At 59.8% G+C, this 11,482-nt stretch carries 15 protein-coding genes; 5 read left to right on the forward strand and 10 right to left on the reverse strand.

What is annotated here, in order from left to right; translation table 11 throughout:
* The first annotated feature begins 22 nt into the window (after positions 1 to 22).
* From LQ231_RS15985 to LQ231_RS15995, 3 genes are all read left to right on the forward strand, one after another.
* A complete protein-coding gene (locus LQ231_RS15985; protein WP_230172151.1) occupies positions 23 to 607 on the forward strand; it encodes a TetR/AcrR family transcriptional regulator in 585 nt (194 codons plus the stop codon).
* A 123-nt stretch (positions 608 to 730) separates the two neighbouring features.
* Entirely contained in the window at positions 731 to 1,216 is a 486-nt protein-coding gene (locus tag LQ231_RS15990) for a hypothetical protein (protein ID WP_230172154.1), read from the forward strand.
* A 129-nt stretch (positions 1,217 to 1,345) separates the two neighbouring features.
* Complete coding sequence (locus tag LQ231_RS15995) at positions 1,346 to 2,491, forward strand: alpha-hydroxy acid oxidase (protein WP_230172156.1); 1,146 nt, start codon at positions 1,346 to 1,348, stop codon at positions 2,489 to 2,491.
* 55 nt (positions 2,492 to 2,546) lie between these two features.
* Here LQ231_RS15995 and LQ231_RS16000 read toward each other — a convergent pair whose 3' ends face one another.
* The 6 genes from LQ231_RS16000 to LQ231_RS16025 form a co-directional block, all read right to left on the reverse strand.
* The gene (locus tag LQ231_RS16000; protein WP_230172158.1) at positions 2,547 to 3,293 is read right to left on the reverse strand and encodes a metallophosphoesterase family protein; all 747 of its coding nucleotides are present in this window, start codon (positions 3,291 to 3,293) and stop codon (positions 2,547 to 2,549) included.
* Complete coding sequence (uraH, locus tag LQ231_RS16005) at positions 3,293 to 3,649, reverse strand: hydroxyisourate hydrolase (RefSeq protein ID WP_230172160.1); 357 nt, start codon at positions 3,647 to 3,649, stop codon at positions 3,293 to 3,295. Before uraH ends, LQ231_RS16000 begins: the two co-directional genes overlap by 1 nt.
* Positions 3,646 to 4,146 carry an ureidoglycolate lyase gene (locus tag LQ231_RS16010; protein WP_230172162.1) on the reverse strand — a complete coding sequence of 167 codons (501 nt, stop codon included), beginning with the start codon at positions 4,144 to 4,146 and terminating at the stop codon, positions 3,646 to 3,648. The genes uraH and LQ231_RS16010 overlap by 4 nt, the downstream gene beginning before the upstream one ends.
* Before the next feature lie 4 nt (positions 4,147 to 4,150).
* Positions 4,151 to 4,516 (reverse strand): HepT-like ribonuclease domain-containing protein, encoded by a 366-nt coding sequence (locus tag LQ231_RS16015; RefSeq protein ID WP_113141957.1) that lies wholly within the window; start codon positions 4,514 to 4,516, stop codon positions 4,151 to 4,153.
* The gene (locus LQ231_RS16020) at positions 4,513 to 4,806 is read right to left on the reverse strand and encodes a nucleotidyltransferase family protein (RefSeq protein ID WP_113141958.1); all 294 of its coding nucleotides are present in this window, start codon (positions 4,804 to 4,806) and stop codon (positions 4,513 to 4,515) included. Before LQ231_RS16020 ends, LQ231_RS16015 begins: the two co-directional genes overlap by 4 nt.
* A 135-nt stretch (positions 4,807 to 4,941) precedes the next feature.
* Positions 4,942 to 5,982, reverse strand: coding sequence for a glutamine synthetase beta-grasp domain-containing protein (locus LQ231_RS16025; RefSeq protein ID WP_230172164.1), 1,041 nt, complete (start codon positions 5,980 to 5,982; stop codon positions 4,942 to 4,944).
* 403 nt (positions 5,983 to 6,385) lie between these two features.
* On the opposite strand from LQ231_RS16025, the gene LQ231_RS16030 reads away from it, so the two are divergent.
* Entirely contained in the window at positions 6,386 to 6,565 is a 180-nt protein-coding gene (locus LQ231_RS16030) for a DUF2735 domain-containing protein (RefSeq protein WP_230172166.1), read from the forward strand.
* A 293-nt stretch (positions 6,566 to 6,858) separates the two neighbouring features.
* On the opposite strand, the gene uraD is transcribed toward LQ231_RS16030, so the two are convergent.
* The 4 genes from uraD to LQ231_RS16050 all read right to left on the reverse strand — a co-directional run bounded on the left by uraD (position 6,859) and on the right by LQ231_RS16050 (position 10,736).
* Positions 6,859 to 7,356 carry a 2-oxo-4-hydroxy-4-carboxy-5-ureidoimidazoline decarboxylase gene (gene uraD, locus LQ231_RS16035; protein ID WP_230172171.1) on the reverse strand — a complete coding sequence of 166 codons (498 nt, stop codon included), beginning with the start codon at positions 7,354 to 7,356 and terminating at the stop codon, positions 6,859 to 6,861.
* A 299-nt stretch (positions 7,357 to 7,655) separates the two neighbouring features.
* On the reverse strand, positions 7,656 to 8,576 hold the full coding sequence (gene puuE, locus LQ231_RS16040) for an allantoinase PuuE (RefSeq protein WP_230172176.1): 921 nt from the start codon (positions 8,574 to 8,576) through the stop codon (positions 7,656 to 7,658).
* Between the two features lie 100 nt (positions 8,577 to 8,676).
* On the reverse strand, positions 8,677 to 9,384 hold the full coding sequence (locus tag LQ231_RS16045) for a DUF1045 domain-containing protein (protein WP_230172179.1): 708 nt from the start codon (positions 9,382 to 9,384) through the stop codon (positions 8,677 to 8,679).
* A 179-nt stretch (positions 9,385 to 9,563) separates the two neighbouring features.
* Positions 9,564 to 10,736, reverse strand: coding sequence for an FAD-binding oxidoreductase (locus LQ231_RS16050; protein ID WP_230172180.1), 1,173 nt, complete (start codon positions 10,734 to 10,736; stop codon positions 9,564 to 9,566).
* A gap of 3 nt (positions 10,737 to 10,739) precedes the next feature.
* Between LQ231_RS16050 and mnmD the strand changes: the two genes are divergently transcribed.
* The gene (mnmD, locus tag LQ231_RS16055) at positions 10,740 to 11,462 is read left to right on the forward strand and encodes a tRNA (5-methylaminomethyl-2-thiouridine)(34)-methyltransferase MnmD (protein WP_230172181.1); all 723 of its coding nucleotides are present in this window, start codon (positions 10,740 to 10,742) and stop codon (positions 11,460 to 11,462) included.
* Positions 11,463 to 11,482: the final 20 nt, after the last annotated feature.

Genomic DNA, 11,482 nt, shown 5'->3' on the forward strand with positions numbered 1-11,482 from the left:
CTACTAGTTGGTAGGTAAATCCATGAGCAATCTTTCCAGCACCTCGGATCAAATTCTGCATTGCGCGCGCACTCTGATTGTCGCTGGCGGTTACAACGGGTTCAGTTATGCCGACATCGCCAAGGTCGTCGGCATTCGCAATGCCAGCATCCATCATCATTTCCCGAGCAAGGCTGATCTGGTCCGCACGCTTGTCGCCCGCTATCGGCAGGAGGCCGAGGCAGGCTTGATGAAACTGGAGCACAATATCGCGGATCCGTTGGAGCAATTACGATCCTATCTCGGCTATTGGGAAGCCTGCATTTTGGACAATAGCGCGCCCTTCTGCGTCTGCGCGCTCTTGGCCGGCGAAGCGCAGCTTTTGCCGGAAGAGGTCCATCGTGAGGTGAAAGCGCACTTTCTGACCCTTTCGGCCTGGTTGACCGGCGCCATGGAGCGTGGCGCCAGGCTGGACGTGCTTTCGCTGAGCGCAACACCGGCGGACGAAGCGGAAGCTTTTCTCGCGACTGTGCATGGCGCCATGCTGTCCGCCCGCGCCTATGGCAATCCTCAGATTTTCACCACCGTGAAAGGTACGATCATCCACCGTCTCGCGACGAGGAACTGACCATCGAGCAAAGTACACGCATTTAACCATCGGACCTACCAACTGATAGATAGTCTCAATGACCCAAATCTTGTCTCGACATTCCCGGGACAAGACGGCGGTCAAAACACAAAGGAACTTGATATGTTTGGCATCTCTCCCCTTGGGTGGGTACACACGCTTGGCAGCCTGCCGGCCATTCCCCTGGCCGTCTACATGCTCGCCCGCTACGGGCGCATCGCCCCGCGCAGCACGGCTGGGGCGTTTTATTTCGTCTCCATGCTGATCGGCTCCCTGACGGTCTTCCTCGTGGCACATCAGGCTGCAAGCCCGATCATCGGCGCGGTGACGCTGGGTCTCCTGCTTGCCGGTTACGGGGTCGGCCTTGTGACGACCCTCGGACGGGCCGCCCGGTATCTGGAAACGATCTTCCTGAGCCTCACGGTATTCCTGCTGATGGTCCCGACGGTCAGCGAAACGCTGCGCCGCGTGCCGGATGGCCATCCCATCGTCACGGACCTCAAGTCTCCCATTCTGCTGGGCGCCCAGGCGGCGATTGCTGTTTTGCTGGTTGTCGGGCTGAGCGTTCAAATGATCCAGTTGTACCGCGAGGGTCGCAGAACCACCTGATCGCGGAAGCCATGTCGGACGCGGCGCCAGAACAGGTAAAATAATTTTACCTGTTCTTTGCGGTTCCAGTTCACAGGCGGCCCGCTACCATGATATGGCGGAACCGGGAACATTCCGGAGAACCAGAGCATGGCACCGATCCTCGAAATTGCCGACCTGAAAAAGCTGGCGCGCAAGCGTGTGCCAAAACTGTTCTTCGACTATGCCGACAGCGGCTCCTACACGGAATCGACCTATCGGGCGAACGAGAACGACTATGCACGGATCAAGCTGCGCCAGCGCGTGCTGGTCGACATGAGCAATCGCTCGCTTGAAACGACGATGATCGGCGAAAAGGTGACGATGCCGGTAGCCCTGTCTCCGACGGGCCTGACCGGCATGCAGCATGCCGACGGCGAAATGCTGGCGGCCCAGGCGGCCGAGGAGTTCGGCGTGCCGTTCACGCTCTCGACCATGAGCATCTGCTCGATCGAGGATGTCGCCTCGGTGACGAGGCGCCCCTTCTGGTTCCAGCTTTACGTCATGCGCGACCGCGATTTCGTCATCAACCTGATCGAGCGCGCCCGTGCCGCCAGATGCTCGGCACTTGTGCTCACCGCAGACCTGCAGATCCTTGGCCAGCGCCACAAGGATATCCGCAACAGCCTGTCGGCACCACCGAAGCTGACGCCGAAGCACCTCTTCCAGATGGCCATGCGGCCGCGCTGGTGCTGGGACATGCTGCACACCCAGCGCCGCACCTTTCGCAACATCCATGGCCATGCCAAGAACGTCTCGGACCTCGCGTCCCTCGGCGCCTGGACGAACGAGCAGTTCGACCCCAAGCTCTCCTGGGACGATGTCGCCTGGATCAAGGAACGCTGGGGCGGCAAACTGATCATCAAGGGCATCCTCGATGTCGAGGACGCCCAGATGGCGGCAAAGACCGGTGCCGATGCGATCATCGTCTCCAATCATGGTGGCCGCCAGCTCGATGGCGCCCATTCCTCCATCGCCATGCTGCCGCGCATCGTCGATGCGGTCGGCGACCAGATCGAAGTGCATCTCGATGGCGGCATCCGCTCTGGCCAGGATGTGCTGAAAGCGATCGCGCTTGGCGCCAAGGGCACCTATATCGGCCGCCCCTTCCTCTACGGCCTCGGCGCCATGGGCAAGCAGGGTGTCACCACGGCCTTGGAGATCATCCAGAAGGAAATGGATGTCACCATGGCACTGTGCGGCAAGCGACAGCTCGCCGACATCGACCGGACGATCATCGCCGAAAGCCCGTTCTGAAGGCCCTGTATTGACGGGCTGAAGTCGGCGCCTGTCGCTCAGGCGCCATCAACAATCAATCCAGCCAGCCGCCCGCCAAAGCCGCTGACCAATCGGCACGCCCCCTCTCGGCTGCAAGCCGCGACATCGCCATGTTGTCATAGGGCACCAGCCGGAAGGTGACCGACCAACCGGCAGGCGTCTTCTCCAAGATCGCGTAGGACGCCAGCGGCGTGCCCGTCTCGACCTTGTGAAAATACGGCGCATCATCATCATAACCTGGGCCGCCGACGCTGCCGGGATTGACGATCAACCGGCCATCCGCCAGGCGCACCGCCCGGGGAATATGGGAATGGCCGCAGAGGATCATCGGTTGGCGGACATTTTCGGCAAAAGCCTCGATCTCGGCTTTCGGGCGCAGATGCACATGGCCTTGCTCACTCACCCCTTCAAGCCAGTAGACACTGTCACTCGTCGGCGTCGCGTGGCAAAGATAGACCTCGTCACGCCAGACCTGCGAAAACGGCAGCGATTTCAACCAGTCCAGATGATCCGGCGACAGCTTCGCATAGGCATCCGCTTCCCAACTATGCATGTCGCCGGTCGCATGTTCGATCAAATACCGGTCGTGATTGCCGCAGACTGTCGTCAACCCAAGTCCGACCAGACGGTCAGCGGTGCGTCCGGCTTCCAGCGGTCCCGACAGGCTGTCGCCGAGATTGACGACATCGCCCGCCGCGATGCCTTGCGCCGCGATATCGGCAAGAACAGCGTCAAGGGCGAGACAGTTGCTGTGTATGTCGGCAATGGCTGCAAAACGCATCAGCTACCCCTGTAGGTCGAATAGCCATAGGGCGAAAGCAGCAGCGGCACATGGTAGTGTGCGGTGGTGTCGGATATGCCGAAACGGATCGGGATCACATCAAGAAACAGCGGATCGGCCAGGGCAAAGCCTCGGGCTTTCAAATAATCGCCGGCATGAAACAGCAGCTCATATTGCCCGGCCTGAAACTCATCTCCCGAAAGAATAGGCCCGCCATCGACCCGTCCATCGTCATTGGTGAAGACTGTCTTGACCAGTTCCGCCTCATCGCCGCCCATGCGCATCAGGTGGATTTTCAGCCCCTGGGCAGGCTTGCCAAGCGCAGTGTCGAGCACATGGGTGGTCAGGCCGGTCATAGGCGGGGCTCCAGAATCACAAAGGGATGAACGAAGAAATATTCCTCGAGATTGTTTCCCGGCCCGTCTCGATCGGCAACCAGAAAATCGCTGCTTTCACCAATTGCCATCAACGGATGGTGCCAGACATTGCGGTGGTAGTTCACGCCCTGATGCGCTTGCGCATGAAAAAGCAGCGGCCGTCCCGGAACGCCGCCTTCATCCGGCGACACCGCAAGCAGGAATGGCCGACCCGACAGCGGCGTAAAGCTCTGGCTGCCCAGCGGATGTCGCTCCATCATGCCGAGCGCATAGGGAAACGCCCGTGGCTGGCCGCGAAAGATATTGAGGATCACCCGCGCGCCCTCGCCGATTACTTCGGGCGCAGACAGCGCGTGATATCGCTCGGTCGTGCCGCCGTTGATCAGGCGCATGGCGGAAGGCCTGGCTTCGATGACATCGCCGAACGGCGCGAAGGCCTCGTCCGTCAGCGGCTGGATGGAAAGGATATTGGGCAAGCAGTCACTCCCCTTGCGGATGTATGTCCAAGATCGCGCCGATGGCTACCGCAAGCTCCAGCGCTTCGGTTTTCGCCGTATCAAAAACTCGTTCCTGATTGATATCGAAATATCCATGCGCCATCCGGTTCCGCATCCCGCGAACCGCGTGCCAGGGAATCTCTGGATGGTCTGCAGCGAAATCCGGAGCAAAATCCTCCAATTGCACCGCGGTCTCGCCAGCCATGAACAGGCTCATGGCAACGGCACGCTGCACGATCAGATTGTCGCCAAATGCGGCGCGGTCCATATCTTTGCAAAATTCATGCGCGTCCAAAGCAGCTTGTCGCATGCGTTGCAGCAACAATTTCACCCGTTCGATGCGGCTCATACCGGTTTCGCCTCGGCCAGAATACGCGCTCTAAATTCCTCGGGTATGTCACCGGGCGTCAGCAGATGCACAGGCGTATCGCCAGCCAACTGCTCCAACGCATGCTGAAGTCCTCCGAGCGTCAAAAGAGTGGAGCCCGGCAAGTCATCCACCAAAATATCGAGATCACTGCCCGGCCTGTCATCGCCACGGGCAACCGAGCCGAAAACGCGCGGGTTTCCCGCATTGAAGCGCCTCGTCGCCTCGCGGATCGCTATCCGGTTCTTTTCCAGCACCTCCGACGGACGCATCGACACTCTCCTTGCCCGCAATATAGAGCAATCCCATGTACCGAGAAAGCGCCCACGGCAAGGCAGTCAGTCCCCTCAAACGAAAACAGCGCCGGCGTGTAGCCGGCGCTGTCTAAATCATCAGTCCAAAACGGATCAGGCAGCAGACTTCGCGTAGTCGGCCAACGGAACTTCGGCGATCGTGGCCAGAACGCGCGAAGCGATCTGGTACGGGCAGCCCTGGCTGTTCGGACGACGGTCTTCGAGGTAGCCCTTGTAGCCGTTGTTGGCGAAGGAGTGCGGAACGCGGATCGAGGCTCCACGGTCAGCGATGCCGTAGGAGAACTTGTTCCACGGAGCGGTCTCGTGCTTGCCGGTCAGACGCAGATGGTTGTCGGGACCGTAAACGTCGATATGCTCTTTCCAGTTCTTGGCGAAAGCAGCCATGAGCGCTTCGAAATAGTCCTTGCCGCCGACTTCGCGCATGAACTTGGTCGAGAAGTTGCAGTGCATGCCAGAGCCGTTCCAGTCGGTATCGCCGAGCGGCTTGCAATGGAACTCGACATCAACGCCGTACTTTTCGCAAAGGCGAAGCAGCAGGTAGCGAGCGATCCAGATTTCGTCGGCGGCGCGCTTCGAGCCCTTGCCGAACACCTGGAATTCCCACTGGCCCTTGGCCACTTCGGCATTGATGCCTTCGTGGTTGATACCGGCTTCGAGGCACAGGTCGAGATGCTCTTCGACGATTTCACGGGCGATTTCGCCAACATTCTTGTAGCCGACGCCGGTGTAGTACGGACCCTGCGGAGCCGGGAAGCCGTTTTCCGGGAAGCCGAGCGGGCGACCGTCCTGGTAGAGGAAGTATTCCTGCTCGAAGCCGAACCAGGTGCCTTCGTCGTCGAGAATCGTCGCGCGGCTGTTGGTTGCATGCGGCGTGACGCCATCCGGCATCATGACTTCGCACATGACGAGCGCGCCGTTGGTGCGGGCCGGATCCGGGTAGATTGCGACCGGCTTCAGAACGCAGTCGGAGCTATGGCCTTCGGCCTGCATCGTCGACGAGCCATCGAAGCCCCACAGCGGCAACTGGTCCAGGGTCGGAAATTCGTTGAATTCTTTGATCTGCGTCTTGCCACGCAGGTTTGGCACCGGCTTGTAGCCGTCGAGCCAGATATACTCGAGCTTGAACTTGGTCATCAATCGTCTCTCTTCAGTCAAGCGCTCGCCATGGAAGCGCAACAGAGGGGGGTGATTCTCCGGCAGGCCGGCGAGTCACCCAAGATAAAAGCAGGAAGCGTGCCAACTTGACGCCACCGTCATGCAACTGATGCATTTTGCCGCAAGTGCGCGGTAAATCGGCAACCGAAACAGGCCGCCATTGAACGCCAAACCCTTGTCCCGAAGGAACCTTGCGCTGCCTTTGAGTGTTTTCACCACACATCCTTGCGACAGCTTAATCTGATGATTTGTCGACCACCTAATAAAATGCAGAAATACTGCCTATAGATTAGGCATTTTGCACTTTTCATGTGCATATCAGTTTAGGCTGTGATATCTAGAGTTATCGAGACAACACTCGGTTGAAACGAGAGGCAGTAGCATGACAACGAACATGGTTCGGGAATCGGCGAAAATCTACGAATTCCCAGTGCGGAACCTGCAAAGGCTCAAGGAAATGCGCGACCGTGCAGCGGTGAAGCCCGTCATCTATGAGAGCGGCGCGGCCAGCTGGTACCACGAAGAAGCGATCCGCGAGGCTGATGAGACGCGCAAGCAGTAAGACTGGCATACGATACCAAAGGCCGCCCTTGTAAAGAGCAGCGTTTGATGTGTGCGTACGAGCGGGCCGGAGCGCCCGCTTTGTCGTTTCAGGGGTACGGCCTTGTATTCGATGACCTTCCCAGCCGTCCATGTCTTTGCCATTGTCATCTTAGAAGTCTGGATCGAACGCGGCGGTTGAGCGGCGCGAAGATTTCGATCGGAGACGGCTCGCCCTTGGGCACCGTGGCCTACGCGAGAGTGAAGGCGATGGCCGCAAAATCGGGCACGGTGATGGTCGAGTTTTCAGACGCGTCAGCTATTCTCCGGCAAAAGACCGTCAAGGCGAAGCCGGGCAATCTTCTCGACCTGCTGGCAGGCGGTATCGAGTTCCTGTTCGCGGCTATTTTCGATCCGCTGTTCGAAAGCGGCAAGGATATCGTCCTTGGTCAGACCCTTCACCGCAATGATGAAGGGAAAGCCGAATTTCTCGGTATAGGCCGTGTTGAACGCGGTGAAGCGCTCGTGCTCATCCGGGCTCAGCCGATCGAGCCCGGCGCCCGCCTGCTCTTTGCGGCTGTCCTCGGTCAGATCGCCGGCAATCGCCAACTTCCCGGCAAGATCGGGATGCGCCCGCAGGACCCCGAGACGTTCATCGGTACTCGCGGTGCGGAAGATCGCGGCCATTCCGTCATGCACATCGGCTGCCGTCAGCGGCTCGGCAATGAAGCCGGCGTCGAAGGCCCGCTCTGCGATGAAGGGCGAGTGCTCGAAAACGCCGCCGAAGCGCGCAACGATTTCCGCTCTGTCCATATCAAGCCCCGATTCTCGGTGTGGTTTGCCCGAGGCCGATGGCCGGGGCGAGGAAGGTATTGCGGCTCCGCGCGGCGCACGTCCGGACCGTATCGGCCTAAGGATTAGCGAAGCGTCACCGCGTTGTCGAGGCTCAAAAAGACAAGCACTTTACATCCAAACCGGCGAACATTGTGCCTTGCACACGCACCCAACGCGGTGCGACCGTCGGGCGCAATCCTCAACCAAGACCGCCGCACGGCTGGAACGTTTCGCCATTTCAGTCGGAGTGCCGCGACGGCTGGGGAAAGCCGCACCCCTTACCATTCAGGCTTGTGATGTGCATGCCAGTGTTTGGCGATCTCCAGCCGTGTCGGCACCCAGACATCCTGGTGAGACAGTACATATTCGACAAAGCGACGCAGCGCTGCAATGCGGCCAGGGCGACCGACGAGGCGGCAGTGCAGACCGACCGACATCATCTTGGCCTGCCCTGCCTCACCTTCGCGGTAGAGCTCGTCGAAAGCGTCTTTCAGATAGGCAAAGAACTGATCGCCGGAATTGAAACCCTGCGGCGTGGCAAACCGCATGTCATTGGTGTCGAGCGTATAGGGAATGATCAGAAAGGGCTTGCCATTCTGATCCGGCACCCAGAACGGCAGGTCGTCGGAATAGTTGTCGGACGAATAGAGGAACCCGCCCTCTTCCATCACCAGCCTGAGCGTATTGTCCGACGGCTTGCCCTGGTACATGCCGTAGGGTCGCTCGCCCGCCACCTCAGTGTGCACACGCACCGCATCGAGAATGTGCTGGCGTTCCTTCTCTTCCGGATAGTCCTTGTATTCGTGCCAGCGATAGCCATGCGAGGCGATTTCCCAACCGGCTTCATTCATCGCGGCAACCGCATCCGGGTTGCGCGCCATGGCGAGTGTCACGCCGTAGACGGTGACCGGCACATTGTGCTCGGTGAACAGCCGGTGCAGGCGCCAGAACCCGGCGCGTGAACCGTATTCATAAATCGATTCCATGTTGAGATTGCGCTGGCCCGGCCAGGCCGCAGCCCCGACGATCTCCGACAACAGGTTTTCCGAGGCCGGGTCGCCATCGAGAATGCAGCTTTCGCCGCCCTCCTCGTAGTTCAACACGAACTGGACCGCGATCTTGGCCCCACCCGGCCATTTCGGATCGGGAACATTGCGGCCATAACCGACGAGATCACGGGGATAAGTCTCGGGCGTCATCAAATCACCTCTGCTGTTGTCGCCGTGAGGCTAAGCAGACGGGCATGTCCTGTCGAGACGCTACAGCCGCTTTTTCGCTGCAACACAGCAGCCGAGTGGTTCAGGCAATCCTGCGATTGGACACCCTGCCCATCGGATGCAGCGAATGCACTGTGAAAGGCGCGCCCTGCTCAGCCTCGACGAACAGTGCCAGATTGGAAACGACAACAGGCTCGCTCAAAGCCTGATCGAAATGCGCCCGCATCGCCTGTTCGATGCGCGGAAAATCACGCGCAAGCAGCGGTCCCGTCAAGGTCATGTGAAAGCGAAACTCATCCATCACATAGGCATGGCCCCAGCGATGCAGGTTGGAAAACTGCGGCGCAGACAGGCGTTCCGGATTGCGTCGTTCGATTTCCATTTCGCTCAGCGGCGCGCGAAAGCCATCGAAGGCCTGCACGACCGAGGCGGCCAGATAGTCGATATCCGCGCATGGCCGGTCCAGCACCAGACCATAGACGTCACCGATGCGGCCAACGTCCAAACCGTCGAGAACCACCGGCTCCATGCTTCCGGCAAAATGCATCAGCTCCCGCAGCAGCGCACTTTCGCTGCTCCCCTCACTCAGCCTGAACGGCGCCTTGAACGTCGCATGGAAGCCGACACGGCGTGGCATGGCGGTGTGAAAAGCGATTTCATGAATGCCCAGGCCCTTGAGGCCGGGATGGTCGACAGGATAACCGGAATACACATTACGCCCAAGCCAGCTGGCCGCGGCGAGGCTCAGCGGGTCCCCTGAGGGCGGTGTGAAACATATGGCGTACCGCATGCGAGCACCTCCTCCTGGCTCGTTGAAGGCACATTAGCATGTGCCGTTTCAACCAAGTGGTTAGGTGATTTGCGTGACAGTATGACGAAGAATGTAAGCATTTCCTTTATCAAAACTGATCGATGGAAAGCTGGATCGCACCAATGCCGCCAGGCGCGTATGGCGAACGTACAGTGGTTTCAATCAACAGCCACGCGAATGTGATGTGCCAGCGAAAAACTGTCCGGAAGCGCCATGGCCTTGCCTTCGACCGCATCCAGTGCCGCATTCGCCAAAACATGGGCAAGTCCGAAGCTGACCTTGAACCCACCGGTCAAAGCAACAACCCGCTCAGCATCGGGATGGATGCCGACCATAGGGTCGCGGTCAATCGCCTTCGGGCGCAGTCCTGCCCACCGTTCGACGATCTCGGCGCCCTCCAGCACCGGCGCAAGCCTGCATGCGCGAAGAAGCAGATCGTCCAGCAACACATCCGTGGACGTCGCGTCATTAAAGTGATTCTCGCTGGTGCTGCCGATCGCCACCTGTCCGCCTTCGTGCGGCACGATATAGAGCCCGTCGAGGTAGAGCAGCGGCAGGTCCGGTGCGATCTCCGCCTTCAACAGTGCCGCCTGCCCCTTGACCGGCTGACCGAGAGGTTTTGCCAGCGCCGGGCCAATCGTAGACAGCAAGTCGAATGAGTGATGCCCGGTCGCGACCACGAGATGGCCAAACGCCACCTTCGTTCCGTCACGAAAGACGGCGGTCGATGTCGCGGCATCGATCGCCTCGATAGCTAGGCCTTCGGTCACGGCAACGCGCGCGGCCTGTTCCAGCCTTCGCGCCAGCATGTGAGTCAGTCCGCGCGGTGAAACGCGCGCGGCAAATGTGTCCTGCACCAAGCCGCCCACGGCGAACTCGTCCGCCGGCCAGCCATCGCCGCATGGCGATCCGTCTAGTGGGTTCCAAAAAAATTGATGATCGCCCTGATGCCAGTTGCGCAGCGCGTCCTTGGAATGGCGCTCGGCAATGACACGCAGATGCGGCTTCGGTAGCGGGATCAGCCGGCCGGAGCGCCGGTAACCGGCCGACAGGCCCGTCGCGGCTTCAAGATCGGCGATCTCGGCCTCGAGCGACACTAGGGCGTCGAACTGCAACTGCTTCTTCGCATCCCATTTGTCGGGCATGTAGGGCATAAGCGCACCGAGAAGCCCACCGCTGGCTCCACCGGCAATCGCACCGGCATCGACCAGCATCGTCCTGATGCCGCGCCGCTCGGCCAGAAGCGCGGCCCATAAGCCCATGATGCCACCGCCGATGATCAGCAGCTCCGTCTGCAATTGACCGGAGATCGAAGCCGATTTATCGGACATGACATGACCCATTCAAACACAACGCCGGAAACCAACAAAACCTCTGAGCCACTGACCTGGCACGACGGCGATATGCCTTATTCGACCGCCTTTGGCGATCATTTTTATTGCCAGACCGATGGCCGGCTCGAATGCGGCCATGTCTTCCATGCCGGCAATGGCCTGCCGGACCGCTGGCAGTCGGCCGAGCCTTTTACAATCGGCGAACTCGGCTTCGGCACCGGCCTGAATGCGTGTGAAACATGGCGGCGGTGGAAGGAGCATCGCCAGCCCGGCGGCCGTCTGCATTTCATCTCCTTCGAGCTTTATCCGATGCAGGCGAACGAGATCGATCGGGCGCTGTCGCGTTGGCCAGAAATCGATGCGGAACGCAAGGCTCTGGTCGCGCAATGGCCGCAAGACCCGTCCGGGATCGTGACCGTCGCGCTGGACGCGCAGACGACCTTGAGCGTTGTCTGCGGTGATGCCTTCACAAACCTCAGCGCCAGTCCGCACAGTTTCGACGCCTGGTTCCTCGATGGTTTCGCTCCGTCGAAAAACAGCGACATGTGGTCAGCGGAACTGATGCAGCTCGTTTACGATCACACGGCACCAGGCGGCAGTTTTGCGACTTACGCGGCCGCCGGTTTCGTCCGCCGCAATCTGATTGCCGCAGGCTATGCGCTCGAGCGCCGCCCGGGCTTTGCCGGAAAACGCGAAATGCTGTGCGGAATCCGTTCGGCTTGAACTATAGCAATTCCAGCAAA

This window comes from Rhizobium sp. CECT 9324 (genome assembly GCF_918741265.1).
GTDB lineage: Bacteria > Pseudomonadota > Alphaproteobacteria > Rhizobiales > Rhizobiaceae > Allorhizobium.

Bases quoted from the DNA above. Each gene is read 5' to 3' on its own strand.
- LQ231_RS16015 (WP_113141957.1), bottom strand. From the start codon at position 4,516: ATGAGCCGCATCGAACGGGTGAAATTGTTGCTGCAACGCATGCGACAA.
- mnmD (WP_230172181.1), top strand. From the start codon at position 10,740: ATGACCCATTCAAACACAACGCCGGAAACCAACAAAACCTCTGAGCCA.
- LQ231_RS16025 (WP_230172164.1), bottom strand. From the start codon at position 5,982: ATGACCAAGTTCAAGCTCGAGTATATCTGGCTCGACGGCTACAAGCCG.
- LQ231_RS16000 (WP_230172158.1), bottom strand. From the start codon at position 3,293: ATGCGTTTTGCAGCCATTGCCGACATACACAGCAACTGTCTCGCCCTT.
- LQ231_RS16020 (WP_113141958.1), bottom strand. From the start codon at position 4,806: ATGCGTCCGTCGGAGGTGCTGGAAAAGAACCGGATAGCGATCCGCGAG.
- uraH (WP_230172160.1), bottom strand. From the start codon at position 3,649: ATGACCGGCCTGACCACCCATGTGCTCGACACTGCGCTTGGCAAGCCT.
- LQ231_RS16050 (WP_230172180.1), bottom strand. From the start codon at position 10,736: ATGTCCGATAAATCGGCTTCGATCTCCGGTCAATTGCAGACGGAGCTG.
- LQ231_RS15995 (WP_230172156.1), top strand. From the start codon at position 1,346: ATGGCACCGATCCTCGAAATTGCCGACCTGAAAAAGCTGGCGCGCAAG.
- LQ231_RS16045 (WP_230172179.1), bottom strand. From the start codon at position 9,384: ATGCGGTACGCCATATGTTTCACACCGCCCTCAGGGGACCCGCTGAGC.
- LQ231_RS15985 (WP_230172151.1), top strand. From the start codon at position 23: ATGAGCAATCTTTCCAGCACCTCGGATCAAATTCTGCATTGCGCGCGC.
- uraD (WP_230172171.1), bottom strand. From the start codon at position 7,356: ATGGACAGAGCGGAAATCGTTGCGCGCTTCGGCGGCGTTTTCGAGCAC.
- puuE (WP_230172176.1), bottom strand. From the start codon at position 8,576: ATGACGCCCGAGACTTATCCCCGTGATCTCGTCGGTTATGGCCGCAAT.
- LQ231_RS15990 (WP_230172154.1), top strand. From the start codon at position 731: ATGTTTGGCATCTCTCCCCTTGGGTGGGTACACACGCTTGGCAGCCTG.
- LQ231_RS16030 (WP_230172166.1), top strand. From the start codon at position 6,386: ATGACAACGAACATGGTTCGGGAATCGGCGAAAATCTACGAATTCCCA.